Raw genomic sequence first — 25381 nt, forward strand, 5'->3', positions numbered from 1 at the left:
ACCATGCGTGCATCCCCTTTTCCTCGTGACCCGGCGGCCGTGAGTGAATGGCCCGCATGAGCGAACTCCCCGGGCTCCCTTGCGCGTACGACCGCACGTACGACGCGTTCACGCACGCGTACGACGGTGAACTGCTCAGCGCGGTGCGCGCCGGTCCGCCCGGGCGGGCGACCGTCGTCCTGCTGCACGGGGCGGGCAACGGCAGCAAGGAGCGGCTGCTGCCGCTGCTCGCCGAGGCCGCCGCGCACGGCTGCCGCGCCCTGGCCCTCGACTTCTCCGGTCACGGCGAAAGTTCCGGCGCACTCGCGGAGTTGAGCCTGCGCCGGCGGTTCGCGCAGGCGGTGGCGGTACTCGACGCGCACGCCCCGGATGACGACCCGCTGGTCCTGGTGGGGTTCAGCATGAGCGGGCAGACGGTGGCGGATCTCGTACGGCACTACGGGCGGCGGGTGTCCGCCGTGGGCCTGTGCGCACCGGCCGTGTACGCACCGCAGGCGTGGGACGTGCCGTTCGGAGGTGGCAGCGGCCGGTTCAGCGAGATCATCCGTACGCCCGGCAGCTGGCGGAGCTCCCCCGCGCTCGCCGCCTTCCGGAGGTACGAGGGCCGGGCCGTGCTGGCGGTGCCGGGCACGGACGCGGTCATCCCGCCGGAGGTGACCGAGGCCGTGCAGGACGCGCTGTCGGCGCGCGCCCAGTACGCGCGCCTGGAACTCCCGGACGCCGAGCACCGGTTGGGGCTCTGGTTCCGTGACCACGCCGAGGACCGGCGGGAGTTCGTCGCCGCCCTGCTCGGGGGGCTGGAGGAGCGGGGCTGGGCGGCGACGCGGAGCTGGGTGGCCGAGCGGCTTCCGCGGGGCCGTACGGTCACCGGCTCCCGGCCGCTGTCCGGGGGGTGGTCCGCGCAGATGCGCGGGCTCACCCTCGACGACGGGGAGGAGCTGGTGCTGCGCACGTTCGTGAAACCGTTCTTCCGGCGGCACGCCCCGGCACTGCTGTCTAGGGAGGCGTCCGTGCTCGGCCTGCTCGCCGGGCAGGAGGGCATCCCGGCACCGGCCCTGGTCGCCGTGGACGCCACCGGCGAACACTGCGACCATCCCTCGCTGTTGATGACCCGGCTGCCGGGCCGGGTGCGGGTGGACGAGGAGGACGGCCCGGAGGCAGTCGGCAGGCGGGCGGACCTGCTCGCCGCCCGGCTGGTCCGGATCCACGCGGTCGTGCCCGAGGAGCGTCCGCGCCCGTACCAGGCGTGGACCTCGCCCGAGCGTGCGCGCACCCCGGCGGGCGGGATGTGGGAACGGGCGGTGGACGCGATCCGCCGCGACCCGCCGCCGTACCGCGGCCGCTTCCTGCATCGGGACTACCACCCCGGGAACGTGCTGTTCACGGGTGCCGGGGAGGAGCTGCGGGTGAGCGGGGTCGTCGACTGGGTGGAGACCTCGTGGGGCCCGGCCGACCTCGATGTGGCCCACTGTTCGACGGCGCTGGCCCTGTTGCACGGCCCGGCGCAGGGGCTGGCCTTCCGGGACCGGTACGAGGCGCTGGGCGGCCAGGGCCTCGCGGACGGACCGGACCACCTCTACTGGCGGCTGCTGGACGCCCTGGCCTACTCCCCCGACGCGGAGAAGCTGGCCGGACCGTGGCGTGAGCTGGGGCGTACGGATCTGACGCCGAAGGTGCTGGGCGAGCGGCTGGAGGCGTACGTGCGCGGGCTGCTGGAGCGGTACGGCTGAGGGGCGGTGCGGCTGGGGCGGCGGGCGCTGCGGCCGGGCGGTGCGGCTGTGTGGCGGTACGGGCCTCACACGCCCGGCTTCGCCGTCACCACGCCCGCCTCGATGGCCGCGCCGAGGGCGGCGTGGTCGGCGGCGGTCCGGTCGGCGTAGAGCAGGGCGAAGTCGGCGACGGCCCGGTCGAAGGTGTCGGCGGTGCCGAGGTACGCGGCGATGGCGATGCGGTCGCCGGAGCGTGCGTGGGCGCGGGCCAGGGTGGCGCCGCACAGGCGGGCGTAGGCGAGCAGATCGGCCGGGTCCATACCGACGACCTCGACGGAGCCCTTCGTGTCGCGCAGCTGGCGCCAGTAGAAGGCACGGCCCTGCGGCCCGTTCATCCAGCCGAGGAAGATGTCGGCGGCGGACTGCAGCAGCCGCTGACCGGCGACCACCCGGTGCCCCGGATGGATGTACGGCCCGCTCGGCAGATGCTCCTCGAGCACCGATGTCCGCGCCTCCTTGATCTGCAGGAACAGCGGGTCGTCCGCGTCACGGCCGGCGAGCAGCACGATGAAGCAGCGCATGCCGACGCTGCCGACGCCGACGACCTTGCGGGCGGCGTCGGCGAACCGGTAGCGGTCGAGGAGGTGACGGCGCTCCTCGCTGAGGGTGGAGCGGTAGTCGCTGAAGATTTTCCGCAGGGCGCCCATGTCCGGCGCGCCGGCGGGTTCGAGGAGCGGCGGGTCGTGGACGATCCGGCGCCGGCCGTCGACCAGCTCCGTCAGCTTGCCGAAGGCCTGGAGGCTGGTGCGGCGCCGGGCCCGGGTGAGGCAGGACTCCGGACGGCGCCTGCCACGGGCGGAGCGGACGAGGGGCAGCAGGCTGTCGGCGTCGACCTGTTCGTACCAGACGGCCAGCTCCCCGAGGCCGGCCATCCGGCGCATGGCGGTCCGGTACCCGGCGGCGGCCGCCTGGGCCGCGGCCTGCGCCTTGGCGTCGCTGTGCCCGTTCTCCCGGGCGGCCACGGCCGCACTGGCGGCGAGCCGTTTGACGTCCCACTCGAAGGGCCCCGGGAAGGTCTCGTCGAAATCGTTGAGGTCGAACAGCAGCGCCCGTGCCGGAGAGGCGTAGAGCCCGAAGTTGAGCAGCTGGGCGTCGCCGCACAGCTGCACGGTGAGCCCGGTGTGCGGCTGCGGCGCGAGGTCGGCGGCCATCACCCCGGCGGCGCCGCGCAGGAAGGCCAGCGGCGAGGCGGCCATCCGCCCGTACCGGATCGGCAGCAGCTCGGGCAGCCGGTCGCGGCCCTGCCGCTCCAGTACCGCGACGGGGTCGGGCCGGTCGGCGGACGGGAGCCAGAGGGCGTGCTCGGAGCGGGGGACGTACTTGCGGGCCTCTTTGCCGCGCCGGGCCCTGTCCTCGGGGGTGCAGCGCGTGACACGGCCCTCGGGGATGCTCATACGGCAGCCTCTCTGCAGGTCCTTTGTTCCTGTCACCTCCTGTATGGGCAGTGAAGGCCGCGGAGGCGGTCGGGCGCATGCCGGGTCCGGCGAACGGGTGACGGGGCCGACTGTCAGTGGTGTCGGCGACCATGCAGGCAGGGCATGGTGGACGACGGGGAGGTCGGCATGAGTGACGGACGGCGGCACATCGATGTGGCGGAGCGGCGGGCCCGGCTGGCCCTGCGGCACCGCCTCGCGGGTGCGGCGCGGGCGGCGGCCCCCGAGGAGGTCGCGGCCTCGCTGGTGGCCCTGCACGGCACGGACCCGGCGACGGTGTATCTGGCGGTGGCGGCCCGGCTCGCCGACCCGGCGAAGGCGGTGCCGGAGACGGAACGGGCACTGTACGAGGACCGCACACTGGTCCGGATGCACGGCATGCGGCACACGGTGTTCGTGTTCCCGACCGGGCTGACCGCCGTCGTCCACGCCTCGACGGGCCTGACGGTGGCCGCTCGCGAACGCGCCTCCCTGCTCAAGGACATGGCCAAGGCGGGCGCCCCGGACGCGGCCTGGCTGGCGGAGGTCGAGGCGTCCGTGCTGGCCGTGCTGGCGCGCCGCGGCCAGGCGACGGCGGCGGAGCTGGCGGCGGACGAGCCGCGCCTGCGCGAGCAGTTCGTGTACGCGGCCGGGAAGAGCTACGAGGGCGTCCACAGCGTCTCGTCGCGCCTGCTGCGCGTGCTCGGCGTCGAGGGCAAGGTGGTCCGCGGCCGGCCGCTCGGTTCCTGGACGTCCAGTCAGTTCCGCTGGGCGCCGGCACCCGAGCACCCCGAACTGGACGCGGCCCGGGCCCAGGCGGACCTGCTGGAGCGCTCGCTGCGGGCCTGCGGCCCGGCGACGGAGGCGGACCTGAAGTGGTGGACCGGCTGGCGGGTCACCGAGGTCCGCCGCGCCCTGTCCGCGATCGGCGCGCAGGAGGTGTCCCTGGACGAGGGCACCGGTTATGTCTGCGACGGAGACGCGGACCCCGTGGAGGCCCCCGGGGAACCCTGGGCGGCCCTGCTGCCCGGCCTCGACCCGACGGCCATGGCCTGGCAGCAACGCGACTGGTATCTCACGCCCGAACTGCGGACACAGCTCTTCGACCGCAGCGGCAACGTGGGACCGACGGTGTGGTGGAACGGCCGGGTGGTGGGTGGCTGGGCCCAGCGGCCGGACGGGGAGATCGTCTGGCGCATCGCGGACCGGGGCGTGGGCCGGGAGGCCGGGGCGGCGGTGGCCGCGGAGGCGGAGCGACTGGGGGCGTGGCTGGGGACGACGAGGGTCACGCCACGGTTCCGGACCCCGCTGGAGCGGGAGTTGTCGGCGTGAGGACCGGGTGCCCTGCGCCGGCACAGGGCACCCGGCACCGGTCTCACCGGCTGTAGCGCATGAACGCCCGCACCATGTGGCACGTCGTGTCCGACGGCGGGTGCACACCGATCCGCTCCGCCGTGCTGCGGATCGTCTCGTTGCGGGCCTGGTTCGGCAGGTAGATCCCCAGGTCGAGCAGGGCTATGGCGAGGCGCATGGCCTTCAGGCGCCGGTTATGTGTGACGTACCACTCGCGCGGCCGCCCGGCCGGCAGCGGACGCTTCTCCGCCGGCACGTAGGGCGAGTCGAGCACGACGGAACGCTTGGCGGTGGACTGGGTCGGCAACGGCTTGCTCTTCAGGGCGGCAGCGGGCACGGGCATCCTCCTGTCGCGGTCAGGACGCCACCGGGAGAGTCCGGCGACGTCCTCGAACACTGCTTCTATTCTACGGCCCACCACTGACAAAAGCCCCTGGCCACAAGGGCTTCCGGGGCTGCCGTGACGCAGGTGGAAGACGGGTTTTCGCGTAGCGTGGACCGCATGGAAATCTGGATCAACCCGGCCTGCTCCAAGTGCCGCAGCGCCCTGAGCCTCCTCGACGCCGAGGGAGCCGACTACACCGTTCGCCGTTATCTGGAGGACGTGCCGAGCGAGGACGAGATCAGGGCCGTGCTCGAACGGCTCGGGCTCGAACCGTGGGACATCACCCGCACCCAGGAGGCCGCCGCCAAGGAGCTGGGGCTCAAGGAGTGGGCGCGCGACGAGGAGGCGCGGGACCGGTGGATCGCCGCCCTCGCCGAGCACCCCGCACTCATCCAGCGCCCGATCATCACGGCCGAGGACGGAACCGCCCTGGTGGCCCGCAGCGAGGAGGCCGTGCAGGAGGCGCTCGCCCGGAACAAGAGCTGAGCAAGGCTCAACTCCGCTGTGACGCAGGTTACTTCGGCGAACTCCTGCAACCGCTGAGTAACCTCGTTCGGGATCTCGTACATAGCGGCGTACGCTCCCCTACCTCTTCAGGAGGCGCGCATGTCGCGCAGGAGAACTGTCAGCACGAAGAAGAAGCTCGCGCTGCTCGTCAGCGCCGCGGCGGTGGCGGGCGGCGGAGCCTTCGCGCTGGCGTCCACCTCGAACGCCGCGAGCCCGCAGAACGCCAAGACGCTGTCCGCCGGTGACTCGACGGTCTGCCAGGGGCTGGCCACGGCCCACGGCAACAACGACAAGTTCATCGCGGACCAGAAGGCGAAGCCGGACGCGCAGTCGGCGGCCCGGATCGCCAACCGCGAGGCGGTCATCAAGCAGATCGAGGTCCAGCAGAAGGCTGCCGGATGCACCGTTGGGGAGTCGGCTCAGGGCTCCCAGGCGGCGCAGGGCAACGCGGGCCAGCAGGGCAACGCGGGCCAGCAAGGCAATGCGGGCCAGCAGGGCAACGGGCAGGCCGGCGGCGCTCAGCAGGGCGCCCAGCCCGCGCAGACCGGCGCCGCGGGGAACAACGGTGGCGCCGCGGCCTCCGGCCAGCAGGTGTGCAACGGCTCGACGGTCACGCTCTCCGGCGAGGGCGGTGCGCCGGCCGCGTCCAGCAACCAGTTCCCGGCGGGTACCACCCTGAAGGTCACCAACCTGGACAACAACAAGTCCACGACCGTGAAGGTCACCTCGGTCTCCGGCAGCTGCGTGCTGCTCAACAACGCGGCCTTCGAGCAGGTCCGGGAGCCGGGCAAGTTCCTCATCCGCCGCGCCGTCATCGAGAAGGTGGGGTGAGGCTCGGCAGCCGGACAGGACACCGGTGATCGGTCCTGCTGTTCGCGGCCACGAGCAGCAGGACGTGCCGCAGGCCGACGACCGTACGGGGGGCGGTCGTCGGCCTGCGGCATTGTCGTACGCAACCCGCCCGGCAGCGCGCCGCGCTGCCGGGCTCCCCGCGCCCGTACCCCTTCCGGAACCCGGCTCACCAGGTGAGCCGCAGCACAGAACCACCAGGTAACACGGGGTTCACAAACGAGCAATGACCGGGAAATCGCCTGTTGACAAGCTGCCCGGCAGATCGACGCGGCGCCCCAGTGCCGCAGCGCCGCAGGCACCCGCGAGTGCACCCGACCCACCCCTAAGGATGTGGCCCCGTGACCTTCAAGGCTGAGTACATCTGGATCGACGGCACCCAGCCGACGGCCAAGCTGCGTTCCAAGACGAAGATCGTCACGGGCGCCTTCGCCGGTCCGGAGTCGCTGCCGATCTGGGGCTTCGACGGGTCCTCCACCAACCAGGCCGAGGGGCACTCCTCGGACTGCGTACTCAAGCCGGTCTTCACCTGTCCCGACCCGATCCGCGGCGGCGACGACGTCCTGGTGCTGTGCGAGGTCCTGGACACGGACATGACCCCGCATCCGTCCAACACGCGGGCCGAGCTGGCCGAGGTCGCCCAGAAGTTCGCCGCGCAGGAGCCGATCTTCGGCATCGAGCAGGAGTACACCTTCTTCGACGGCGCCCGTCCGCTGGGCTTCCCCGAGGGCGGCTTCCCGGCCCCGCAGGGCGGCTACTACTGCGGTGTCGGCGCCGACGAGATCTTCGGCCGCGAGATCGTCGAGGCCCACCTGGAGAACTGCCTGAAGGCGGGTCTCGCCATCTCCGGCATCAACGCCGAGGTCATGCCCGGCCAGTGGGAGTTCCAGGTCGGCCCGGTCTCCCCGCTGGACGTCTCCGACCACCTCTGGGTGGCCCGCTGGCTGCTGTACCGCACCGCCGAGGACTTCGGCGTGTCCGCGACGCTGGACCCGAAGCCGGTGAAGGGCGACTGGAACGGCGCCGGTGCGCACACCAACTTCTCCACCAAGGCGATGCGCGAGGGCTACGAGGCGATCATCACGGCGGCCGAGTCGCTGGGTGAGGGCTCCAAGCCGCTCGACCACGTCAAGAACTACGGCGCCGGCATCGACGACCGGCTGACCGGTCTGCACGAGACCGCTCCGTGGGACAAGTACTCCTACGGCGTCTCCGACCGCGGCGCCTCGGTCCGCATCCCGTGGCAGGTCGAGAAGGACGGCAAGGGCTACATCGAGGACCGCCGCCCGAACGCCAACGTCGACCCGTACGTGGTGACCCGCCTGCTGGTGGACACCTGCTGCAGCGCCCTGGAGAAGGCCGGCCAGGTCTGATCCGCTCCGCAGCCAGCAGGGGCGCCCGCCGACACGGCGGGCGCCCCTGCTGCGTGTCGTGCCGCCCCTGCGGAACACAGACCGTGCCGACTTCACGCCAAGGAAACGTCCAAGCAGTGAGAGGAGACTCCTGCCCGGGGACCGCGTCTGCTTCAATGGGCACATGGCCGGCTTCCAGAACCACCTCGCGACGGGTCGCCATGACCTCGAGCCGTTCTGGCCTTCCCGTCAGCACCACGACTTCGACCGGGTGTGTCGCCGCGCGATGAACGCGCGGGCCCTCTAAAGCCGTACACCCCGGCCTTCGGCCAGCGCGAGAACGACGTACGTCCTCCGGCGCGCCCGACCACGAGTCGCGGCCGTCGCCCTGCCCGACGAACTCCTCGCGCGAAAGAGCTGACCTGTCATGGCGACCACTCGTTCTCTCTCCACCGCCACCCTCACCTCCCCCTCCCAGAGCGGCGCCCGCCACCGGCTGCGGGCCGTGGACCGGGACGAGGTCGTGGATGTCGCGGACTTCCTGCCGCCGGGCGCCACCTGGCTGCCCGCGCCGCAGCACACCCTGCCCACCCTCCCCGGGCAGCCGCCCATGGTCGGGTACCTGGTGCTGGTCCCGGCCGACCAGCGGCCGCCGTTCCTGCCGGTCGCGGTGCCGGACGCGCCGGAGGCGGCCGCCGTGGCGGGCGGTGACCCGCTCGTGCGGATCGACTCCGTGCAGCGCACCGCGAGCGTGGACGGCCGTGACCTCGACCTCACCTACCTGGAGTTCGAGCTGCTCGCGCACCTGGTGGCGCACCCGCAGCGGGTGCACACCCGCGACCAGCTGGTCACCACGGTGTGGGGGTACGGCCATGTGGGCGACGGCCGCACCGTCGACGTCCACATCGCCCGGCTGCGCCGCAAGCTGGGCGCCCAGCACCGCCAGGCGATCCAGACGGTGCGCCGGGTCGGCTACAAGTACACCCCGCCGACCGGGCGCTGACCCGGGGTGTCTGCCGACGGCAGACACCCCTTCCCTCCCGGACCCGTACCGGGCACGCTCGGCGGCATGAGACTTCTTGTGCTGGGCGGTACGGAGTTCGTCGGGCGGGTCGTCGTGGAGGCCGCGCTCGGGCGCGGCTGGGAGGTGACCGTCTTCCACCGGGGACGGCATCAGCCTCCCGCGGGGGTACGGTCGCTGCACGGCGACCGCACCGCCCCCGACGGCCTGGACGCCCTCGCCGGGGACCACGGCACCTGGGACGCGGTGGTCGACACCTGGTCGGCCGAGCCGCGCGCGGTCCGGGACGCGGCACGGCTGCTGCGGGGCCGTGCCGGACGCTATGTGTACATCTCCAGCCGGTCCGTGTACGCCTGGCCCTGGCCCTCCACGGGCGGGCATGCCGAGGACGGGCCGCTGGTCGAGGGCGCCGACGCCGGCGCCGAGGCGACGGACTACCCGCAGGACAAGCGGGGTGGCGAGCTGGCCGCCGTGGAGGCCTTCGGCGCGGAGGGCTCGGTGCTGGTCCGGGCGGGGCTGATTCTCGGCCGGTACGAGAACGTCGGCCGGCTGCCCTGGTGGCTGACCCGGATGGCCCGCGGCGGCCCGGTCCTGGCGCCCGGCCCGCAGGACCTGCGGATCCAGTACATCGACGTGCGCGACCTGGCCGACTGGCTCATCGGTGCGGTGGAGCGGGAGTTGAGCGGGCCGTACGACGTGGTGGGTCCGCCCGGCCTCGCCACCATGGGCGAGCTGCTCCGCGCCTGTGCGGAGGTCACCGGCGGCGGCGCCGAGCTGCGCTGGACCGACCCGGAGGTGATCGAGGACGCCGGGATCGAGCCGTGGACCCAGCTGCCGGTGTGGGTGCCGCCGGGCGGCGAGCTGTACGACGCCGTGCACTGCGGGGACGTGTCCCGGGCGCTGGCCACGGGGCTGGTGTGCCGGCCGGTGGGCGAGACCGTCGCCGACACCTGGCGGTGGCTGACGGAGATCGGCGGCACGGCACCGCAGCGCGCGGACCGGACGCCCAAGGGCCTGGACCCCGGGGTGGAGGCGAAGGTGCTGGCCGGGGGTGTATCTGACACCACCCCCTGACCAGGGGCCTCGGCCCAGTGAACCGCCGTGGGATGTCGGCCAGACTGACGGCATGAACACGAACGCGAAGAGCGACGGTTTCCGGACCCGTGCCCGTGAAGTGGTGCTGGCCGCCGTACAGGGGCTCGTGCTGGCCCTTGCGGTGCTGCCCTTCTCGGTGCTGTTCCTCGTCCTGACGCTCGTCTCCGTCGCACTGATCCCGCTCGGCGTCGGTATCGTCACGACACCGTGGATCCTGACCGGCGTGCGAGCCCTGGCGGACACGCGACGCAGACTCGCTGCGGAGTGGTGCGGGATACGGATCCGGACGGCGTACCGGCCGCTTCCCGAAGGTGCCAACCCCTGGACGCGCACCTTCGGGATGCTCCGTGACCCGCAGACCTGGCGGGACGTCCGGTGGCTGCCGGTGGACATGACGGCGGGCTTCGCCACCGCGCTGCTGCCGGCCGTTCTGCTCTTCTACCCCTTCGAGGGGTTCGCCCTGGCGGCCGGGCTGTGGCGGGCGATGGCCGGTGGCCCGTACGGGCCGTACTGGTACGGCTTCGTGCCGGTGAGCGGGCAGGCGACCGCGTTCGCCGCCGCCGCTCTGGGTGCCGTGATCCTGATCGCCGCCTGGCGCCTGACCCCGCGCATGCTGACCGCGCACTTCCAGCTCACCCGGTCCGTCCTCGACGCAGAAGAGGGTGAACTCGTCGAGCGTGTAAGGGTGTTGACCGAGACCCGGCGGGACGCGGTCGACACCTCCGCCGCCGAACTGCGGCGCATCGAACGGGACCTGCACGACGGCGCACAGGCCCGTCTCGTCGCCATGGGCATGGACCTCGGCACGATCGAGATGCTGCTCGACAAGGACCCGGACCAGGCGAAGAAGCTTCTCGCGCAGGCCCGCCAGAACTCCGCCGACGCTCTGGGAGAACTCCGCGACCTGGTCCGTGGCATCCACCCTCCGGTACTGGCCGAACGCGGGCTCGGCGACGCCGTGCGGGCGTTGGCGCTGCGGCTGCCGCTGCCGAGCGAGGTGAGCGTGGAGCTGTCCGGCCGTGCGGAGGCGCCCGTCGAGTCGGCCGCCTACTTCGCGGTCAGCGAGGTGCTGACCAACGCCGTCAAGCACTCGGGTGCCGAGCGGGTCTGGGTGGATCTGCACCACGCCGACGGCATGCTGCGGATCACGGTCACCGACAACGGCAGGGGCGGCGCGGTGACCGGCACGGGCTCGGGGCTGGCCGGGGTCGAGCGGCGACTGGGTACATTCGACGGTGTCCTGGCCGTCAGCAGCCCCGCGGGCGGTCCCACCCTGGTGACGATGGAGATCCCGTGCGCGTTGTCCTAGCCGAAGACCTCTTCCTGTTGCGCGACGGGCTGGTCCGGATGCTGGAGGCCTACGGCTTCGAGATCGCTGCGGCCGTCGAGTCGGGACCCGAACTGACGCGTGCCCTGGCCGAGTTGAACCCGGACGTCGCCGTGGTCGACGTACGTCTGCCGCCCACGCACACCGACGAGGGGCTGCAGTGCGCGCTGCAGGCCCGGCGGGAGCAGCCCGGGCTGCCGGTGCTGGTCCTCTCCCAGCACGTGGAGCAGCTGTACGCGCGGGAGCTGCTGGCCGACGGCAGCGGCGGAGTGGGCTATCTGCTCAAGGACCGGGTGTTCGACGCCGACCAGTTCGTGGAGGCCGTACGGCGGGTCGCCGCGGGCGGTACGGCGATGGACCCGCAGGTGATCCAGCAGCTGCTGTCCCGGCGGTCGGCCGACGACCGGCCGCTCGGCAACCTCACGCCCCGGGAGCTGGAGGTGCTGGAGCTGATGGCGCAGGGCCGGTCGAACGCGGCGATCGCCGCACAGCTGGTGGTGACGGAACGGGCCATCGCCAAACACACCTCCAACATCTTCACCAAACTGGGCCTGGAGGTGTCGGACGATGACAATCGCCGCGTTCTGGCGGTGCTCGCCCACCTCGACCGCGACCGCTGAGACTGATGTCAACATCCGCTGCTCAGAAGGCATTTGGGACCAGCGCTCGGGGTAATCCTCCGACTGATTCGTGAGACGGCTGAACACCTCTGGGACGGCGTCCGTATAACAGGACGCCGCTTCACTCCTGTCGGGCGCCTCGATGCTGCCCCGCAAGGAAGTCAGAGGAGTTCCATGGGACGCAACACACGAAAACGCCGTACGCCGCTGGCCACCAAGGCCATAGCCGCATCGGCGGCCCTAGCGCTCGGTGGGGGCGGGCTGATCTGGGCGAACTTCTACGCCTCGGCGCACGAGTCGAACAACCAGTCGTGGGGAGGCAACCAGACCAAGGCCGCGACGGCGCAGGTCGCGACGATCTCGTGCCCGGACGTGGGCCAGAAGCTGACGAACGTGCCGAACCAGGCCCGAAACGAGGTCGCCGGGGAACTGGCCAACCTCGACCGTCAGATCACCGACGCCTACCAGCGTCTGGCGACCACGCGGAACGCGCAGGCCGGCGACGCGAGTTTCGTACAGAACTCCATCCTGCAGCCGCTCAAGGACCGACGGAAGGCGATCCTCGACCGGATCAAGCTGGAGATCACCCGGGTGGGCGGCACCGCGCCGACCGATCTGGACACGCTCGCCACCTGTACCGGCACTCCCGCCAACCAGACCAACGCCGGTGGTGAGCAGCAGAACGGCGGTCAGCAGCAGGGCGGCCAGCAGCAGGGCGGCCAGCAACAGGGCGGAGAGCAGCAGAACGGCCAGCAACAGGGCGGCCAGCAACAGGGTGGCGGTCAGCAACAGGGTGGCCAGCAGCAGAACATCGGCGGGCAGGCCGGCAACGGCCCGGTCGCGGCCGACTTCGTCGACATCACCAAGGTCCAGCCGAACGTGAAGGCGAAGCCGCGCAGGTCCGGCAGCGCGTCGAACGGTACGTTCACCACGCGCTGCGGAGTGAACGCCAACAAGAACCACAACACCGACAACGTGATCGTGGCTCCCGGCGTGGCCAACGGCGCGCACCACCTGCACGACTACGTCGGCAACCAGAAGGTCAACGCGTTCTCCAGCAACCAGACGTTCCTGCAGGGCGGCACCAGCTGCCAGAACCGGAACGACCTGTCGTCGTACTACTGGCCGGTGGTCCGAGTCCAGGACGGCTCGCAGGACTTCGACCAGAACGCGGACGGCGGTGGCAAGGAAGGCAACGTCGGCAAGATCCTGAACCCGGTGCAGGCGCAGATCAAGTACGTCGGCAGCCCGCGGAGCAAGGTCGCCGCGATGCCGCAGTTCCTGCGCATCATCACCGGTGACGCCAAGACCACCACCAACGGTCTGGCGAACGCCAACGCGCACTGGAGCTGCACCGGCTTCGAGAACAAGGTCCAGCTGACGACGCAGTACCCGATCTGCCCGCAGGGCAGCAAGGTGGTGCGAACGTTCGCCTTCCAGAGCTGCTGGGACGGGCAGAACATCGACAGCGCCAACCACCGCACGCATGTGGCCTTCGCCGACGCCAACGGCAACTGCCAGAACGGCTTCAAGGCGATTCCGCAGCTCACGATGCGCCTGGTGTACAACATCGCCCCGCCGACCGTCCAGAACGGCCAGGTGAAGAACGCCTACGCGGTCGACGGCTTCCCGGAACAGCTCCACAAGTCGGCCACCGACCACGACGACTTCATCAGCGTCACGACCGGCGGCCTGGCGAACAAGATCGCCAACTGCGTCAACCGCGGTCAGAACTGCCAGTGACGTACCCCTAGCGGAAGCGGGCGGTGGGAATTCCACCGCCCGCTCTCGTGTGTGCGCCGCCGGCGTCAGCCGCTGTGGGCGTGATGATTGGTGCCGATCTCCAGATCGCCGCCGAGCGTGCCGCGCAGCGCCTTGACGACCCCGTTGTCGCCGACGGCGACCCACTTGCGGCCGACGAGGTAGTAGCCGCCGTAGTCCTTGGCGTCGTTGATCCACTCGCGCTGGCCGCGGTCGGTGGCGAACGTGGCGAGGATGAACTTCCCCTCGGCGTTCCGGCAGATGGCCTGGCGGATCTCGTCGGCGTCGGTCTGCATGTTCGGCTTGCACTTCACCTCGGCGGCCAGGCTCTCCAGACTGCCCGTGGCGGTGGGCGGCACCTTCTGCGTGCCGCCGCCGGAGCCGCAGCCCGCGAGCGCCAGTACGGCCGTGGCAGCGCCCGTCACGGCGAGCAGCGCCCTTGTCACCCTCATCTGTTCCTCCGGTCCTGGTGGGCCAAGCATGCCGCGCAGAGCCCCGGCGCGGGACCCCTCCCGTCGGATACGGCTGCGGGGCGCGGTGCGCTCAAATCCAGCGCCCCCTCGGGTACAGATGTGCGAGGGTGATCCGGTGAACCGAGACTGGGAAAACCGTGTGGACGCCGCCTGGGCGACCTTCGACGACTATACGGAAGACGATGCGGCCGAGTTCCGCGCGGTGATCGACAAGCTCGTCGCCGAGCTGCCGGAGGGCAGCCCGCTGGCCCCGTTCGAGCAGGCCTGCGCCTGGGACTCCACCGGGCACTCGGACAAGGCGGTGCCGCTGTACCGGGAGGCGCTGGCGCGCGGCCTGAGCGAGGTGAGCCGGTACAAGGGCCGCCGGGCCACGATCCAGCTGTCCAGCTCACTGCGGAACATCGGGCAGGCCGAGGAGGGCGTCAGGCTGCTCACCCCCGAACTGGAGGCCCCGTCGGACGAGTTGGACGACGCGATACGGGCCTGCCTGGCCCTGTGCCTGTCCAGTCTGGGCCGCGACCGCGAGGGACTCTCCCTCGCCCTCGGCGCCCTGGCCCCTCATCTGCCGCGCTACCAGCGATCCATGGCCAACTACGCGCGTCTGCTGGTCGAGCCGGAGGAATGAGTCACCCACTCGGCGGTGACCAACCAACGATTCGCTCGTTTTCCCGGACGTGCAGTCACAGGATGTAGCCCAGCGTAACGCACCCGCCTCCGCCGGGGCCGCCGGCCCGGCCGTCGACATCGAGCAGGCCGAGGCCGCGCTCGTCGAGCACTACCCCCGGCTGGTCCGGCTCGCCTACCTGGTACTGCCGCCGGGCCTCGGCCGCAGCCGCCGGGTGCTGACGGCACACGCCCTCGCCCAGCGTGCCCTGCCCCGGGGCCGCAAGCAGACGTCCGTGATCCCGGCCCAGGCCTCGGGCCGGGACGCCGACCCCGGGTACGCCTTCGTCCGCCTCCGGGTCCTGCGTACGGCGCTGGAGGCGGCCCGCCCCCGCAAGGGCCGGCCGAGGCTCTCACCGCTGCCGCCGCTGCTCCCCCAGGTGTGGGGCCTTCGGCTGTTCCCGCGCTCCGGTGGAGCCGACGAGCTGTCCCTGGACCAGCGGCTGTCCGCCCTGTCCGGCCCGGCCCGCGCCGCGTATGTGCTGCGCGGCCTGGAGCGGCTGCCCGACGCCGACATCCGCAAGATCCTCGATTCCGCCGGCGTCGACAAGCCCGAGTCCGCGCTGACGGAGGCCAACGGGGTGCCCGCGCAGGACGCACTGCTCTCCTCCCCCGAGTTCGACCCCTGCTCGCTGCAGGCCCGGCCCACCGACCTGATGCGCCGCCGCCAGCACACCAAGGCCGCGCTCGCCGCGGCGGCCGCGCTCGCGGTGTGCGGAGCACTGGTGGCCCTGCCCGCCGGCGGCTGGGGCCCCGACGGCGCCGCCGCGCCCCTGTATGCCGAGAACCCGGCCGCCCAGGCCGCCCTGGACCCGGGCCGGCTGACCCGGGTACCCCCGACAGCATGGGAGTCCGCCGCCCGCACCGATTTCTCCGTGTGGCCCGCGCGCGGGCCGCTCACCGGCGACACGGCCCTGCTGCGCCGTGCCCTCGCCGTCTGGGCCCGCCCGGGGGAAACGGTCCGCGTCTCGATCACTCCCGGCACCCAGACCGGCGGCCCGGCCGGCCCGCCCCAGCTGCTGTACGCGGGCGCGGTGGACAACGCGCGCGTGGTGATCCTCTACGACGGCCTGCGCATCGTCCGCTACGCCGAGCCCAAGGACGGCACCCAGGGCGCCGCCCTCGACTTCGCGCGCGTCGACGGCGCGACCGGAGCGGAGGCGAGTGCGCTGGTGCTCGGCCGCGCCGACGGCAACGTCCGCTACCTGACCGCCCCCTGGGTGAAGAAGGCGGCCGAGCGGGACCTGATGAAGCCGGACGCGGCAGCGACGGACCTCACCGTCACCGACGGCGTCACCACACCGCTGGCCAGCCCCGCCCTGCAGCCCGGCAGCTGCACCTCGTGGAACGTGCTCCAGCTGACCGACGCCTCGGGCACCCGGCTCGCCACGGATCTGGGCGAGTTGGTCCCGGCCCGTCTCACCGCCGGCCGCCCGGGTGCCACCGGCGAGGTGTCCAACGTGGAGGGGCTGCGCGCCTGGGCGCCGTTCGCCTGCTCGCTGGCCACCGAGCGCTCCGGAGGCGTGCGCAGCGTCAACGCGTGGGCATTCGCGGAGCAGCCGCTGCCCGAGGCCAGCGGCACGGGTGCGTGGGCGTGCACCAGGGCGGAGACCTGGCGCGGCGACGGCACGGCCGCGCTGGCCCAGTTCCGGACGCCGGGCGGTCCGGTCGGGGCGATCGTGGCCAAGGGCACGGACGTGCCGGCCTGCGGGCCGCGCGACCCGCATGTACTGGCCGGGGTGCTGTGGAAGTCCAAGACCGGGATCTGGTACCTGCTGGCCGCGGGCGGCCCCGACACCGAGTCGATCCGCACCAACGGAGAGGTCACCGCCACCGGACCGGGGCCGCTGCTCGCCGCACGGGCCAAGCAGGGGGCGAAGGCGCAGCTGAAGGGCACCCTGGCGGGCGGTAGGCCGATCGACGGGCTCCACTAGCTGACACTGGCGTCAACAAGGTGCGGCACGGGGGTTCTCAGACGACCTACCCGTCAGTACATTGACGCCATGTCTAACACGCAGGCCCGGCCGGTGGAGTCCGAGCGCATACCGCTCAAGGCCCGCAACGTGTCCTTCTCCTGGGAGGACACACCGCTGCACTGGGTGCCCGGCGACCCGTTCACCACGCACACCATCAACGTGCTGCACCTGCTGCTGCCCGCCGGCGAGCGGTGGTTCGTGCACGTCTACAAGCAGGTGCTGCCGCTCATCCGCGACGACCGGCTCCGCGAGGACGTGGTCGGCTTCATCGGACAGGAGGCCATGCACTCGCAGGCCCACGACGAAGTCCTGCCGCATCTGAGGGAACTGGGGCTCGACCCGACTCCGTACACCGCGCAGGTCGACTGGTTCTTCGAGAAGCTGCTCGGCGACCGGACCCTGCCGCCGGGCCGGCCGCGCCGCTGGTGGCTGCTTGAGCGGGTCGCACTGATCGCGGCCATCGAGCACTACACGGCCTTCCTCGGCGACTGGGTGCTCAACGCCGCCGAGCTGGACCGGCGCGGCGCCGACCCGACCATGCTGGACCTGCTGCGCTGGCACGGCGCCGAGGAGGTCGAGCACCGGTCCGTCGCCTTCGACCTCTTCCTGCACGTGGACGGCAGCTACCGGCGCCGGGTGCGCACCTGGGCGACGGCCTTCAGCGCGCTGGTGTTCCTGTGGCAGCGCGGGGCCCGCTTCTTCATGGAGAACGACCCCACCCTCGTGGACGGCAAGGCCTCCTTCAAGGACTTCCGGCTGAGCGGCCGACGCGGCACCCTGCCCACCACCGGGGCCATGCTCAGGTCGATCCCGCGCTATCTGAGCCACTCCTACCATCCCTCCCACGAGGGCTCCACCGCCCAGGCCGTCGCCTATCTGGCCTCCTCCCCCGCCGCGCTCGCCGCGGAGAAGGCAGGGTCGTGATGCCGAAGCTGCGCACCGTCGTGCTCGTCGCGGGCGCCGCCCTGCTGACCCGGCGGGTCCTGCGCCACCGCATCCAGGACTCGCCGCTGTGGCCGCTGCCCGCCCTCGACCCGCCGGTCTCCGGCCGCCCCCGCTCACGGGCCCTGCGGCTGCTGCTCGCCGCGCACGAGACGGCCGCCGAAGGAGTCGTACAACTGCGTCTGGAGGGCAGCGGGCTGCCGCGCTGGGAACCCGGCGCGCACCTCGATCTGGTGCTGCCGTCGGGGCTCGTGCGGCAGTACTCGCTGTGCGGGGACCCGGCGGACACCTCCTCGTACACGGTGGCCACCCGGCTGGTCGAGGACGGCCGGGGCGGCTCGCGGGAGGTGCACGAGCAGCTCGCCGAGGGCATGGAGCTGGAGGTGCGCGGGCCCAGGAACCGTTTCCCGCTCGTCGAGGCGCCCTCGTACGTCTTCGTCGCCGGCGGTATCGGCATCACGCCGATTCTGCCGATGCTGCGGGCCCTGCCGGACCGCACGGACTGGCAGCTGCTGTACGGCGGGCGGACGCGGGCCTCGATGCCGTTCCTGGAGGAGGTGCGCAAGGTCGCCGGGGACCGGCTCACGCTGGTCGCCGAGGACGAGGACGGCCGGCCGGACCTGGCGGCGCTGTTCGCGGACGTTCCGCAGGGGACGGCCGTGTACTGCTGCGGTCCCGAAGGGCTGATGGAGGCGGTGGAGGCGGGCCTGCCCGAGGGTGCCACGCTGCATCTGGAGCGGTTCGCGCCGCGCACCTCGGCCGACGGGAACCACGCGTTCGAGGTCGAACTCCGGCGCACCGGGCGGACGTTGACGGTGCCCGCCGACTCCACCGTGCTGGCCGCCGTACGCCGCGAGCTGCCCGACACCGCCTACTCGTGCCGGCAGGGCTTCTGCGGGACCTGCCAACAGCGGGTGCTGGAGGGTGAGGTGGACCACCGGGACGAGCTGCTGACGGATGCGGAGCGTGCCGACTCGATGCTGATCTGTGTGTCACGAGCCAGAAGTGAGCGTCTCGTGCTGGACCTGTGACGGAATCATGTGAACACCGACGCCGGTCCGGCCCGTTCCAGGCCGGATTCGATCGGTAAGGTGTTCGCATGAGTACCGGGGTTCGCCGCAGGATGGGCGTCGAGGAGCGGCGGCAGCAGCTGATCGGTGTCGCGCTCGACCTGTTCAGCCGACGTTCGCCCGACGAGGTCTCCATCGACGAGATAGCGTCGGCGGCGGGCATCTCGCGCCCGCTGGTCTACCACTACTTCCCCGGCAAACTCAGCCTGTACGAAGCCGCGTTGAAGCGCGCCTCGGAGGATCTGGCGGGCCGCTTCGCGGAGCCGCACGAGGGTTCGCTGGGGGCCAGGCTGCTGCGTGTGATGCGCCGCTTCTTCGACTTCGTGGACGAGCACGGGCCCGGTTTCTCCGCGCTGATGCGTGGCGGCCCGGCGGTCGGCTCCTCGACGACCAACGCGCTCATCGACTCCGTGCGCCAGGCCGCCTACGAGCACATCCTCGCGCATCTGGGCGTCCCCGAGGCATCCCCGCGCATGGAGCTGGTCGTCCGCTCCTGGATCTCGCTCGCCGAGTCGACGGCGCTGATCTGGCTGGACGGCCGGCGCATCCCGCGCGCCGAGCTGGAGCTGCAGCTCGTGCACGACTTCGCCGCGCTGGCAGCGGTCAGCGCGGCCCACGACGAGGACATGGCCGCCCTGCTGCACACCATGGTCAAGGACGAGCCGGCCGAGGGGCCCTTCGCAGAGCTCGTCGGCCGGCTGATGTCCCTGACTCTCTAGGCCCTAGCGGTCGAACTTCCGGTACGAGGGATCCAGGTCGCGCACCTCGGCGGAGGCGTGCAGGGCGAAGCCCTTCTCCGCCACGTGCTCACGAAGCAGCTCCAGCGCCGTCTCCGCGAGCCTCGCCCTGGTCTCGTCGCTGCGGCCGGCGAGGAGCCCGATGGTCACGTGCACGATCGCGTGTCCGTGCTCCGCCGGGTCCTCGTACCCGTACGCCGTGAACGCGCCCGGCCGGAACTGTGTCTTGCAGGCCTCCGGCTTGGCCGCCGCGATCTCGACGGTCGCCTCGTGCAGCGCCCGAGCGAAACCCGCGCGGTCGAAGGCGGCCTCCATCGTGTGCGAGTAGTCGACGGTGATCTGCGGCATGGGCACTCCTGTTCTACGGCAACGGCCCGACCCTACTTCGCCGCCCGGGTGAACACCGCCACGGTCCGCGCCGGCACGGTGAACGTGCCCGAGCCGGCCGCGTAGGCGGAGGTCTTCACCACCGCGTCCGTGCCGTCGGCCTGCACCGGGTGCAGCCGGTACGGCGTCCCGGCGAGGGTGCCGATCCGCTGCTCCTGCCGCTCGGGGGTGGCGTTGAAGACGACGACCAGGTCACCGAGGCGCATGGTGATCACGCCGGGCGTCTCGTCCTTGCCGGACAGCGGGAAGGACAGGCGGTCCTGCACCTTGGCGGCCGTACCGAGGGAGAACGCCTGCTCCGTCGTACGGATCCGCAGCAGGTCCTGGTAGGCGGCCGAGGCGCCGGTGATCTGCGGGCAGCCCACCGTGACCGTACCGAGCAGCGGCTTGGCGTAGCTCCACTTGGACTGGTTGTCGGCCGCCATGGGCAGCCCCCGGCCGAAGCCGTTGCCGTCGGCGCAGTTCCAGTGGACGGCGTTGAACCAGTCGCCGCTGTCGAAGGAGTTGCGGTCCAGCGACTTCGAGCGCAGCAGGTCGGTGCCCGCCTGGGAGAGGGACGGGCCCTGCGAGAGGGCCGCCGTGGCCATCGCCAGCACCTGCATACGGGCACGGTCGAGGGCGCCGGTGGAAGCGGGCAGCTTGAAGGCGAGGGCGTCGAACAGCGACTCGTTGTCGTGCGCGTCCACGTAGGCGAGGGCGTCGCCGGGCGCGTCCGCGTAACCGGCGGGGGCGCCGTTGTAGTCGACCTCCGCGCCGGTGATCTCCTTGCCGCCGGTGTCGGTGAAGCGGTACGTGGCGAGGTTGCCGGTCAGACCGACCTTGATCAGGTCCTGGTAGTGCAGGAGCCGGGCCTTCTGCTCGGCCGGAGTGCCGTTGGCGGCCGAGGCGTTGGGGTCGGTGTACAGCCCGGACGCGAAGCCCTGGACGCCGGGGTCCGAGTCGAAGGGGCCGCCGCCGCGTACGGCGTCGCGGGCGCGGTCGGAGAAGGTGGCGATGCCGGTGCCGGCCATGTTCGCCTGCGTGGCCTGCACGAACCGGGCGTCGTTCGCGACCTCGCCGAAGTTCCAGCCCTCGCCGTACAGGATGATCTTCTTGCCGTCCACGCCGTCCTTGGCGAGGGTCAGCGCGTCGAGGGCCTTCCTGACCGCCAGGATGTTGGCCTTCGGGTGGTGGCCCATGAGGTCGAAGCGGAACCCGTCGACCTTGTACTCCTTGGCCCAGGTGACGATCGAGTCCACGACCAGCTTGCCCATCATCGCGTTCTCGGTCGCGGTGTTGGCACAGCAGGTGCTGTCGGCCACGCTCCCGTCGGCGAGGAGCCGCTGGTAGTAGCCGGGCACGATCCGGTCCAGGACGGAGGTGTCCGCCTGGCCGCTCGCCGCCGTGTGGTTGTAGACGACGTCCATGACGACCCTGAGGCCGTCCTGGTTGAGCGCCTGGACCATCTTGCGGAACTGGACCGTGCGTGCGGTGCCGTCCGGGTCGGTGGCGTACGAGCCCTCGGGGACCGTGTAGTGATACGGGTCGTAGCCCCAGTTGTAGGCGTCCTTCGCGGCGATCTTCGCCACGCACTCCTGCTGCTTGTCGGAGTCGGCCGGGTAGGAGGCCAGGTCGCAGTCGGTGGTGGCCTGGTCGGCCTTCCTCTCCGGGATGGTGGCGATGTCGAAGGCGGGCAGCAGGTGCACATACGAGGTGCCCGACGCCGCGAGCTGTCGCAGGTGCCTGGAGCCGTCGCCGTTCTTGTCGGTGAAGGCCAGGTAGGTGCCCTGGTCCTTCGCCGGGACGGTCTTGTCGGCGACCGAGAAGTCCCGGATGTGCAGCTCCTGGATCTGCGCGTCCTTCAGGGGAACGGCCCTGGGCTTGCGCAGACCCGTCCAGCCGCTCGGGGCGAGGGACCGGTCGTCCAGGTCGACGACCAGGCTGCGCTCGGAGTTCGCGGTCAGCGCGACCGAGTAGGGGTCGGTGACCTTGTTGGTGACCATCTTGCGGACGCTGGGCGCCCAGACCTTCACGACGTACCGGTAGGGCTTGCCCTTCCAGGACGCCGGGCCGGTGACGGACCAGACGCCGGTGGTGGCGTTCCGGTGCATCGGGACGCTGCGGCCGTCGAGGTCGAGGTGGACGGACCGGGCCGTGGGTGCCCAAACGGCGAGGGTCGGCTTCCCGTCGTGGAACGCCGGCCCCAGCCGGGCCTTCGTCGCGCCCGGGTACAGGTCGTCGAGCACGCCCGCGATCTGCACACCGGTCGCGGCCAGTACGGCGCCGTCGGCCGCCCGCTGCGAGGCGACCAGCTGGCCCCCCAGCGCCTCACGGACCCGGTCCCGGTCGCGGGGGTCGACGGACCAGGCGGTGTAGTCCTTCAGGTGCGGGAACTTCGCCTTCTGGGCATCGCTGAGCGTGGTCTTGGTCAGCCGCAGCCAGCGCTCGTCGTCGCTGGTCAGCGTCCCGTCCTTGACGGTGATCGAGCCGTCGGGGGAGGACAGCAGCTGGGTGGAGGCGGCGCCGTCGACGCCGTTCCAGGCGACGGTGTTCCGATCGATCCATATCGCCTTGGACGTGGTCAGGTCGAGGGCGGCCGCACCGCCCGCGGGCTGCGGCAGCAGGTGCTTCTCCTGGCCGTTCAACAGCCACACCTCGTGGCCGTCGGCCTTGAGGTCGAGCGACTGGTCGGTGGCGAGGTCCTTCTCGTCGCCCTTGTGGATGATGTAGCTGAGGCTGCCGGCACCCTCGGTGAGCGGTACCTCGTAGACCGCGCCATAGGCATCAGTCTTCACCGGCTTCAGCGGGTTCGACCAGTCGGTGGGGTTCGCGGAGCCCGTCCAGACGTGCAGACCCCAGCCGTCGTAGTTCCCGTCGGCCCGGTGGTAGTGGATGACCGCCTTGGCCTTGTCCTGTGCCGGGTAGTCGGGCCGCTGGGTCAGTACGTCGGCCTTGCCCTGCTCGATCCAGACCTCACCGGCCTTGGTGACGTCGATGGACCGGTCGGCGGAGACGTCCTTGGTGCCGTCCTTGTCGATGACCAGGAAGCCGACGTTCGAGGCGCCGGGCTTGAGCTTGACGTAGGCGAAGGCGCCGTACGCGTCGCGGCCGACGAAGGGGTGGCTGTCCGGCCAGGTGGTCGACTCGCCGTCGGCGAGATCGCCCCAGGCGTACAGGCCCCAGTCGGCGTAGTCGCCGTCGGTGCGCTTGTAGTGGACGATCGCGTAGTCCCGGGAGGAGGCCGTGGGGACCTCGGGCGCGGGCGGGGTGCCCGTGGTGCTGCTCGCCAGGGCGCTCGCGGTGTGCCCGGCCGTGTCGGTCACGACCGCCTTGTAGCGCAGGGCGGTGCCGGCGGGTACGTCCTTGCCGATGACCTGGGTGACCTTGTAGGGGGCGTGGTCGGCGGAGCCGAGCGTCCGCCATGGGCCGTTGCCGACCTGGGCCGCGAAGACCACACGGTTGAGCTGATCGCCTCCCCCGACGCCGGCGGTGATCTCCACGGTCCCGGTGGCGCCGGCGGCCGGGGCCTCGAGCGTGAGGGCCGGCTCGGTGGCGGGCTTCGCGAGGGCGCCGGTCGCCTTGAGGACGACGGCGGAGCCGGCCGGGACGCTGACGGTGAGCCTGTGATCGGCATCGGACTTCGCCGTCGCGTGCGTGCCGAAGACGCCCTGGTAGGACATGCCGGCCGAGCCGGTGGCGAAGGTCGCGGACTTCTCGCTGCCGGCGTTGTTGAAGGCGACGACGTACTCGGCGCCCGTCTTCGCGTCCGTACGGGTGAAGGCGTAGATGCCCGCGCCGTCGGCCGCGTACCGCTCCGTCTGGACGCCGTCCGTCAGCGCCGGGTTGGCCTTGCGGAGCCTGGAGAGGGCGGCGATCTCCTTGTACAGCGGTGCGCCGGTGTCGTACGCGTCGCTCGCGTGGGTGCGGCCGGTGCCGATCTCGTCGTCGTCCAGGTAGTCGGCGACCTTGGAGGCGAACATCGTCTGGCGCGCGTCCTTGTCGCCGCCGGAGCCGGTGAAGCCCTGCTCGTCGCCGTAGTAGACGACCGGGTTGCCGCGGCTGAGGAACATCAGCTCGTTGGCGAGCCTGTCCTTCTTCAGGATCTCGGCGTCGGTGGCCTTCGGGTCGTCCTGCTTCAGGAAGTACCCGATGCGGCCCATGTCGTGGTTGCCGAGGAAGGTGACCTGCTCGTACGCGTTGGCCTTGTCGGTCGTGTACTTGTAGTCGTCACCGAAGAGGCTCGCCAGCCGCCGCGCGCTGCCGCCCTGGGAGGCGTAGGCGCGGGCCGCGTCCTGGAAGGGGAAGTCGAGGGTGGCGTCCAGGCGGCCCTGGGTGACGTACGGGGACGTGATCGAGGTGTCGGCTGAGTAGACCTCGCCGAACATGAAGAAGTTCTTCCGCCCGTGCGCGGCCGCGTACGTGTCGAGTGCGGTGGCCCACTGGGTCCAGAACTCCATGTCGACGTGCTTGACGGTGTCGATCCGGAACCCGTCGATGCCGAAGTCCCGCACCCACCGCTCGTAGATCTTCTCCATGCCCTCGACGACCTCGGGGCGCTCGGTCCACAGGTCGTCAAGGCCGGAGAAGTCGCCGTAGGTCGTGGACTCGCCGGCGTACGTCGAGTCGCCGCGGTTGTGGTACATCGCCGGGTCGTTGAGCCAGGCCGGGACCTTGCCGGCGCTCGTGGCCCTCGGTGTGCGCGGGAAGGAGCCGGCGTCCACGGCCGGGAACTTCCGGCTGCCGTTCGCGTAGTCGGCGTCGTCGAAGGGCCGCCCGTCCTTGGTCAGGTACGGAAAGGCGCCCTTGGACAGGTAGTCGTACGACTTCTCGTCGTAGTCCACGACGTCGGCGGTGTGGTTGGTGATGACGTCGAAGAAGACCTTCATGCCCTTGGCGTGCGCCGCGGAGATCAGGGTTCGGAGGTCCTGGTTGGTCCCGAAGTGCGGGTCGACCTGGGTGAAGTCGGTGATCCAGTAACCGTGGTAGCCGGCCGAGGCGTTGCTGCCCGTGCCCTGCACCGGCCGGTTCCTGAAGATCGGCGCCATCCAGATGGCGGTGGTGCCGAGGCCCTTGATGTAGTCGAGGCGCTTGGTCAGGCCCTTGAGGTCGCCGCCCTGGTAGAAGCCCTTGTCGGTGGGGTCGTAGCCGGTGCTGAGACGGGATCCGGTCAGGCCGCCCTTGTCGTTGGACCTGTCCCCGTTGGCGAAACGATCCGGCATGACGAAGTAGAACTGGTCGCGGGTGGCGTCGTGCCGGGCGGGCTGGGCGGCGAGCCTGGCGTCCGACGGGGGTGCGGGAGGGGTGGCGGCCCGGGCGGCGAGCGGCTGCACGAGGGCTGCGGCGAGCGCGGCGACGGTGACGGCCGCGACCCGTCTGGCATGGGCGGTACGGCGCGTCGAGGGCGCCGGCCATCTCGGTATCACAGGCGGGAACTCCTTGCGATTACGGCTCTGTTGGGTCCGACCCCGCGCGCCGCGGCTCGGCTCCGATGCCGGGCGCCCGCGCGACCGTATCGCTGACGAAAGGTTTACAGCAAGAGGCTTGAAAGCATCGGTAAGAAATTTCAACCGCGGTGGTGCGCCCCCCCGGGGGGGGGGGGGGGGGGCCCCCCCCCCGCCCCCCCCCCCCCCATGCCCCCGGAGATAGCCCCCCCCGGGGTCGGGCCGCGGGGGGGGGGGAACAGGCCGCGGGAGGTAACCCACA

At 71.6% G+C, this 25381-nt stretch carries 20 protein-coding genes; 15 read left to right on the forward strand and 5 right to left on the reverse strand.

The window, feature by feature from the left end; genetic code table 11:
• Positions 1–56 precede the first annotated feature (56 nt).
• Positions 57–1730, forward strand: coding sequence for an alpha/beta fold hydrolase (locus tag ACIRU3_RS34415; protein ID WP_404064897.1), 1674 nt, complete (start codon positions 57–59; stop codon positions 1728–1730).
• A 65-nt stretch (positions 1731–1795) separates the two neighbouring features.
• Here the strand turns inward: ACIRU3_RS34415 and ACIRU3_RS34420 are convergent, their stop codons facing one another.
• Complete coding sequence (locus tag ACIRU3_RS34420) at positions 1796–3163, reverse strand: DUF2252 domain-containing protein (protein WP_404064900.1); 1368 nt, start codon at positions 3161–3163, stop codon at positions 1796–1798.
• A gap of 168 nt (positions 3164–3331) precedes the next feature.
• Here ACIRU3_RS34420 and ACIRU3_RS34425 point away from each other — a divergent pair, with 168 nt between their 5' ends.
• Positions 3332–4513, forward strand: a complete 1182-nt coding sequence (locus ACIRU3_RS34425; protein ID WP_404064903.1) for a winged helix DNA-binding domain-containing protein — start codon at positions 3332–3334, stop codon at positions 4511–4513.
• A 43-nt stretch (positions 4514–4556) separates the two neighbouring features.
• On the opposite strand, the gene ACIRU3_RS34430 is transcribed toward ACIRU3_RS34425, so the two are convergent.
• Positions 4557–4871, reverse strand: coding sequence for a hypothetical protein (locus ACIRU3_RS34430; protein WP_404064905.1), 315 nt, complete (start codon positions 4869–4871; stop codon positions 4557–4559).
• 165 nt (positions 4872–5036) lie between these two features.
• Between ACIRU3_RS34430 and ACIRU3_RS34435 the strand changes: the two genes are divergently transcribed.
• The 8 genes from ACIRU3_RS34435 to ACIRU3_RS34470 all read left to right on the forward strand — a co-directional run bounded on the left by ACIRU3_RS34435 (position 5037) and on the right by ACIRU3_RS34470 (position 13433).
• On the forward strand, positions 5037–5405 hold the full coding sequence (locus tag ACIRU3_RS34435; RefSeq protein ID WP_404064908.1) for an arsenate reductase family protein: 369 nt from the start codon (positions 5037–5039) through the stop codon (positions 5403–5405).
• Between the two features lie 120 nt (positions 5406–5525).
• Positions 5526–6257, forward strand: coding sequence for a hypothetical protein (locus tag ACIRU3_RS34440; RefSeq protein ID WP_404064911.1), 732 nt, complete (start codon positions 5526–5528; stop codon positions 6255–6257).
• Between the two features lie 359 nt (positions 6258–6616).
• Positions 6617–7648: a glutamine synthetase gene (gene glnII, locus ACIRU3_RS34445; RefSeq protein ID WP_404064913.1), complete on the forward strand. Its 1032-nt coding sequence runs from the start codon at positions 6617–6619 to the stop codon at positions 7646–7648.
• Positions 7649–8054: 406 nt separating this feature from the next.
• The gene (locus tag ACIRU3_RS34450) at positions 8055–8630 is read left to right on the forward strand and encodes a winged helix-turn-helix domain-containing protein (RefSeq protein WP_404064916.1); all 576 of its coding nucleotides are present in this window, start codon (positions 8055–8057) and stop codon (positions 8628–8630) included.
• Positions 8631–8696: 66 nt separating this feature from the next.
• On the forward strand, positions 8697–9722 hold the full coding sequence (locus ACIRU3_RS34455; RefSeq protein ID WP_404064918.1) for an SDR family oxidoreductase: 1026 nt from the start codon (positions 8697–8699) through the stop codon (positions 9720–9722).
• 52 nt (positions 9723–9774) lie between these two features.
• Positions 9775–11052 (forward strand): sensor histidine kinase, encoded by a 1278-nt coding sequence (locus tag ACIRU3_RS34460; protein WP_404064920.1) that lies wholly within the window; start codon positions 9775–9777, stop codon positions 11050–11052.
• A complete protein-coding gene (locus ACIRU3_RS34465) occupies positions 11037–11690 on the forward strand; it encodes a LuxR C-terminal-related transcriptional regulator (protein ID WP_404064923.1) in 654 nt (217 codons plus the stop codon). Before ACIRU3_RS34460 ends, ACIRU3_RS34465 begins: the two co-directional genes overlap by 16 nt.
• Positions 11691–11864: 174 nt before the next feature.
• Positions 11865–13433 carry a DUF1996 domain-containing protein gene (locus ACIRU3_RS34470; protein ID WP_404064925.1) on the forward strand — a complete coding sequence of 523 codons (1569 nt, stop codon included), beginning with the start codon at positions 11865–11867 and terminating at the stop codon, positions 13431–13433.
• Between the two features lie 65 nt (positions 13434–13498).
• Here the strand turns inward: ACIRU3_RS34470 and ACIRU3_RS34475 are convergent, their stop codons facing one another.
• Positions 13499–13903, reverse strand: a complete 405-nt coding sequence (locus tag ACIRU3_RS34475; RefSeq protein ID WP_404064927.1) for a hypothetical protein — start codon at positions 13901–13903, stop codon at positions 13499–13501.
• Between the two features lie 118 nt (positions 13904–14021).
• On the opposite strand from ACIRU3_RS34475, the gene ACIRU3_RS34480 reads away from it, so the two are divergent.
• The 5 genes from ACIRU3_RS34480 (at position 14022) to ACIRU3_RS34500 (ending at position 19294) form a co-directional block, all read left to right on the forward strand.
• The gene (locus tag ACIRU3_RS34480) at positions 14022–14549 is read left to right on the forward strand and encodes a tetratricopeptide repeat protein (protein ID WP_404064930.1); all 528 of its coding nucleotides are present in this window, start codon (positions 14022–14024) and stop codon (positions 14547–14549) included.
• Between the two features lie 49 nt (positions 14550–14598).
• Entirely contained in the window at positions 14599–16521 is a 1923-nt protein-coding gene (locus ACIRU3_RS34485; RefSeq protein ID WP_404064932.1) for a hypothetical protein, read from the forward strand.
• 69 nt (positions 16522–16590) lie between these two features.
• On the forward strand, positions 16591–17487 hold the full coding sequence (locus ACIRU3_RS34490) for a metal-dependent hydrolase (RefSeq protein WP_404064935.1): 897 nt from the start codon (positions 16591–16593) through the stop codon (positions 17485–17487).
• Positions 17487–18536 carry a PDR/VanB family oxidoreductase gene (locus ACIRU3_RS34495; RefSeq protein WP_404064938.1) on the forward strand — a complete coding sequence of 350 codons (1050 nt, stop codon included), beginning with the start codon at positions 17487–17489 and terminating at the stop codon, positions 18534–18536. The genes ACIRU3_RS34490 and ACIRU3_RS34495 overlap by 1 nt, the downstream gene beginning before the upstream one ends.
• Before the next feature lie 68 nt (positions 18537–18604).
• Positions 18605–19294 (forward strand): TetR/AcrR family transcriptional regulator, encoded by a 690-nt coding sequence (locus ACIRU3_RS34500; protein WP_404064941.1) that lies wholly within the window; start codon positions 18605–18607, stop codon positions 19292–19294.
• Between the two features lie 3 nt (positions 19295–19297).
• Here ACIRU3_RS34500 and ACIRU3_RS34505 read toward each other — a convergent pair whose 3' ends face one another.
• Positions 19298–19660: a 5-carboxymethyl-2-hydroxymuconate Delta-isomerase gene (locus ACIRU3_RS34505; RefSeq protein WP_404064944.1), complete on the reverse strand. Its 363-nt coding sequence runs from the start codon at positions 19658–19660 to the stop codon at positions 19298–19300.
• Positions 19661–19692: 32 nt separating this feature from the next.
• Positions 19693–25101 (reverse strand): pullulanase-type alpha-1,6-glucosidase, encoded by a 5409-nt coding sequence (pulA, locus tag ACIRU3_RS34510; protein WP_404064947.1) that lies wholly within the window; start codon positions 25099–25101, stop codon positions 19693–19695.
• Positions 25102–25381 lie beyond the last annotated feature (280 nt).

It is taken from the genome of Streptomyces sp. NPDC101151 (genome assembly GCF_044768335.1).
Lineage (GTDB): Bacteria > Actinomycetota > Actinomycetes > Streptomycetales > Streptomycetaceae > Streptomyces.

Coding starts and splice junctions, on each gene's coding strand:
- ACIRU3_RS34415 (WP_404064897.1), top strand. CDS start 57: ATGAGCGAACTCCCCGGGCTCCCTTGCGCGTACGACCGCACGTACGAC.
- ACIRU3_RS34420 (WP_404064900.1), bottom strand. CDS start 3,163: ATGAGCATCCCCGAGGGCCGTGTCACGCGCTGCACCCCCGAGGACAGG.
- ACIRU3_RS34425 (WP_404064903.1), top strand. CDS start 3,332: ATGAGTGACGGACGGCGGCACATCGATGTGGCGGAGCGGCGGGCCCGG.
- ACIRU3_RS34435 (WP_404064908.1), top strand. CDS start 5,037: ATGGAAATCTGGATCAACCCGGCCTGCTCCAAGTGCCGCAGCGCCCTG.
- ACIRU3_RS34440 (WP_404064911.1), top strand. CDS start 5,526: ATGTCGCGCAGGAGAACTGTCAGCACGAAGAAGAAGCTCGCGCTGCTC.
- ACIRU3_RS34450 (WP_404064916.1), top strand. CDS start 8,055: ATGGCGACCACTCGTTCTCTCTCCACCGCCACCCTCACCTCCCCCTCC.
- ACIRU3_RS34455 (WP_404064918.1), top strand. CDS start 8,697: ATGAGACTTCTTGTGCTGGGCGGTACGGAGTTCGTCGGGCGGGTCGTC.
- ACIRU3_RS34460 (WP_404064920.1), top strand. CDS start 9,775: ATGAACACGAACGCGAAGAGCGACGGTTTCCGGACCCGTGCCCGTGAA.
- ACIRU3_RS34470 (WP_404064925.1), top strand. CDS start 11,865: ATGGGACGCAACACACGAAAACGCCGTACGCCGCTGGCCACCAAGGCC.
- ACIRU3_RS34475 (WP_404064927.1), bottom strand. CDS start 13,903: ATGAGGGTGACAAGGGCGCTGCTCGCCGTGACGGGCGCTGCCACGGCC.
- ACIRU3_RS34480 (WP_404064930.1), top strand. CDS start 14,022: ATGTGCGAGGGTGATCCGGTGAACCGAGACTGGGAAAACCGTGTGGAC.
- ACIRU3_RS34490 (WP_404064935.1), top strand. CDS start 16,591: ATGTCTAACACGCAGGCCCGGCCGGTGGAGTCCGAGCGCATACCGCTC.
- ACIRU3_RS34495 (WP_404064938.1), top strand. CDS start 17,487: ATGCCGAAGCTGCGCACCGTCGTGCTCGTCGCGGGCGCCGCCCTGCTG.
- ACIRU3_RS34500 (WP_404064941.1), top strand. CDS start 18,605: ATGAGTACCGGGGTTCGCCGCAGGATGGGCGTCGAGGAGCGGCGGCAG.
- ACIRU3_RS34505 (WP_404064944.1), bottom strand. CDS start 19,660: ATGCCGCAGATCACCGTCGACTACTCGCACACGATGGAGGCCGCCTTC.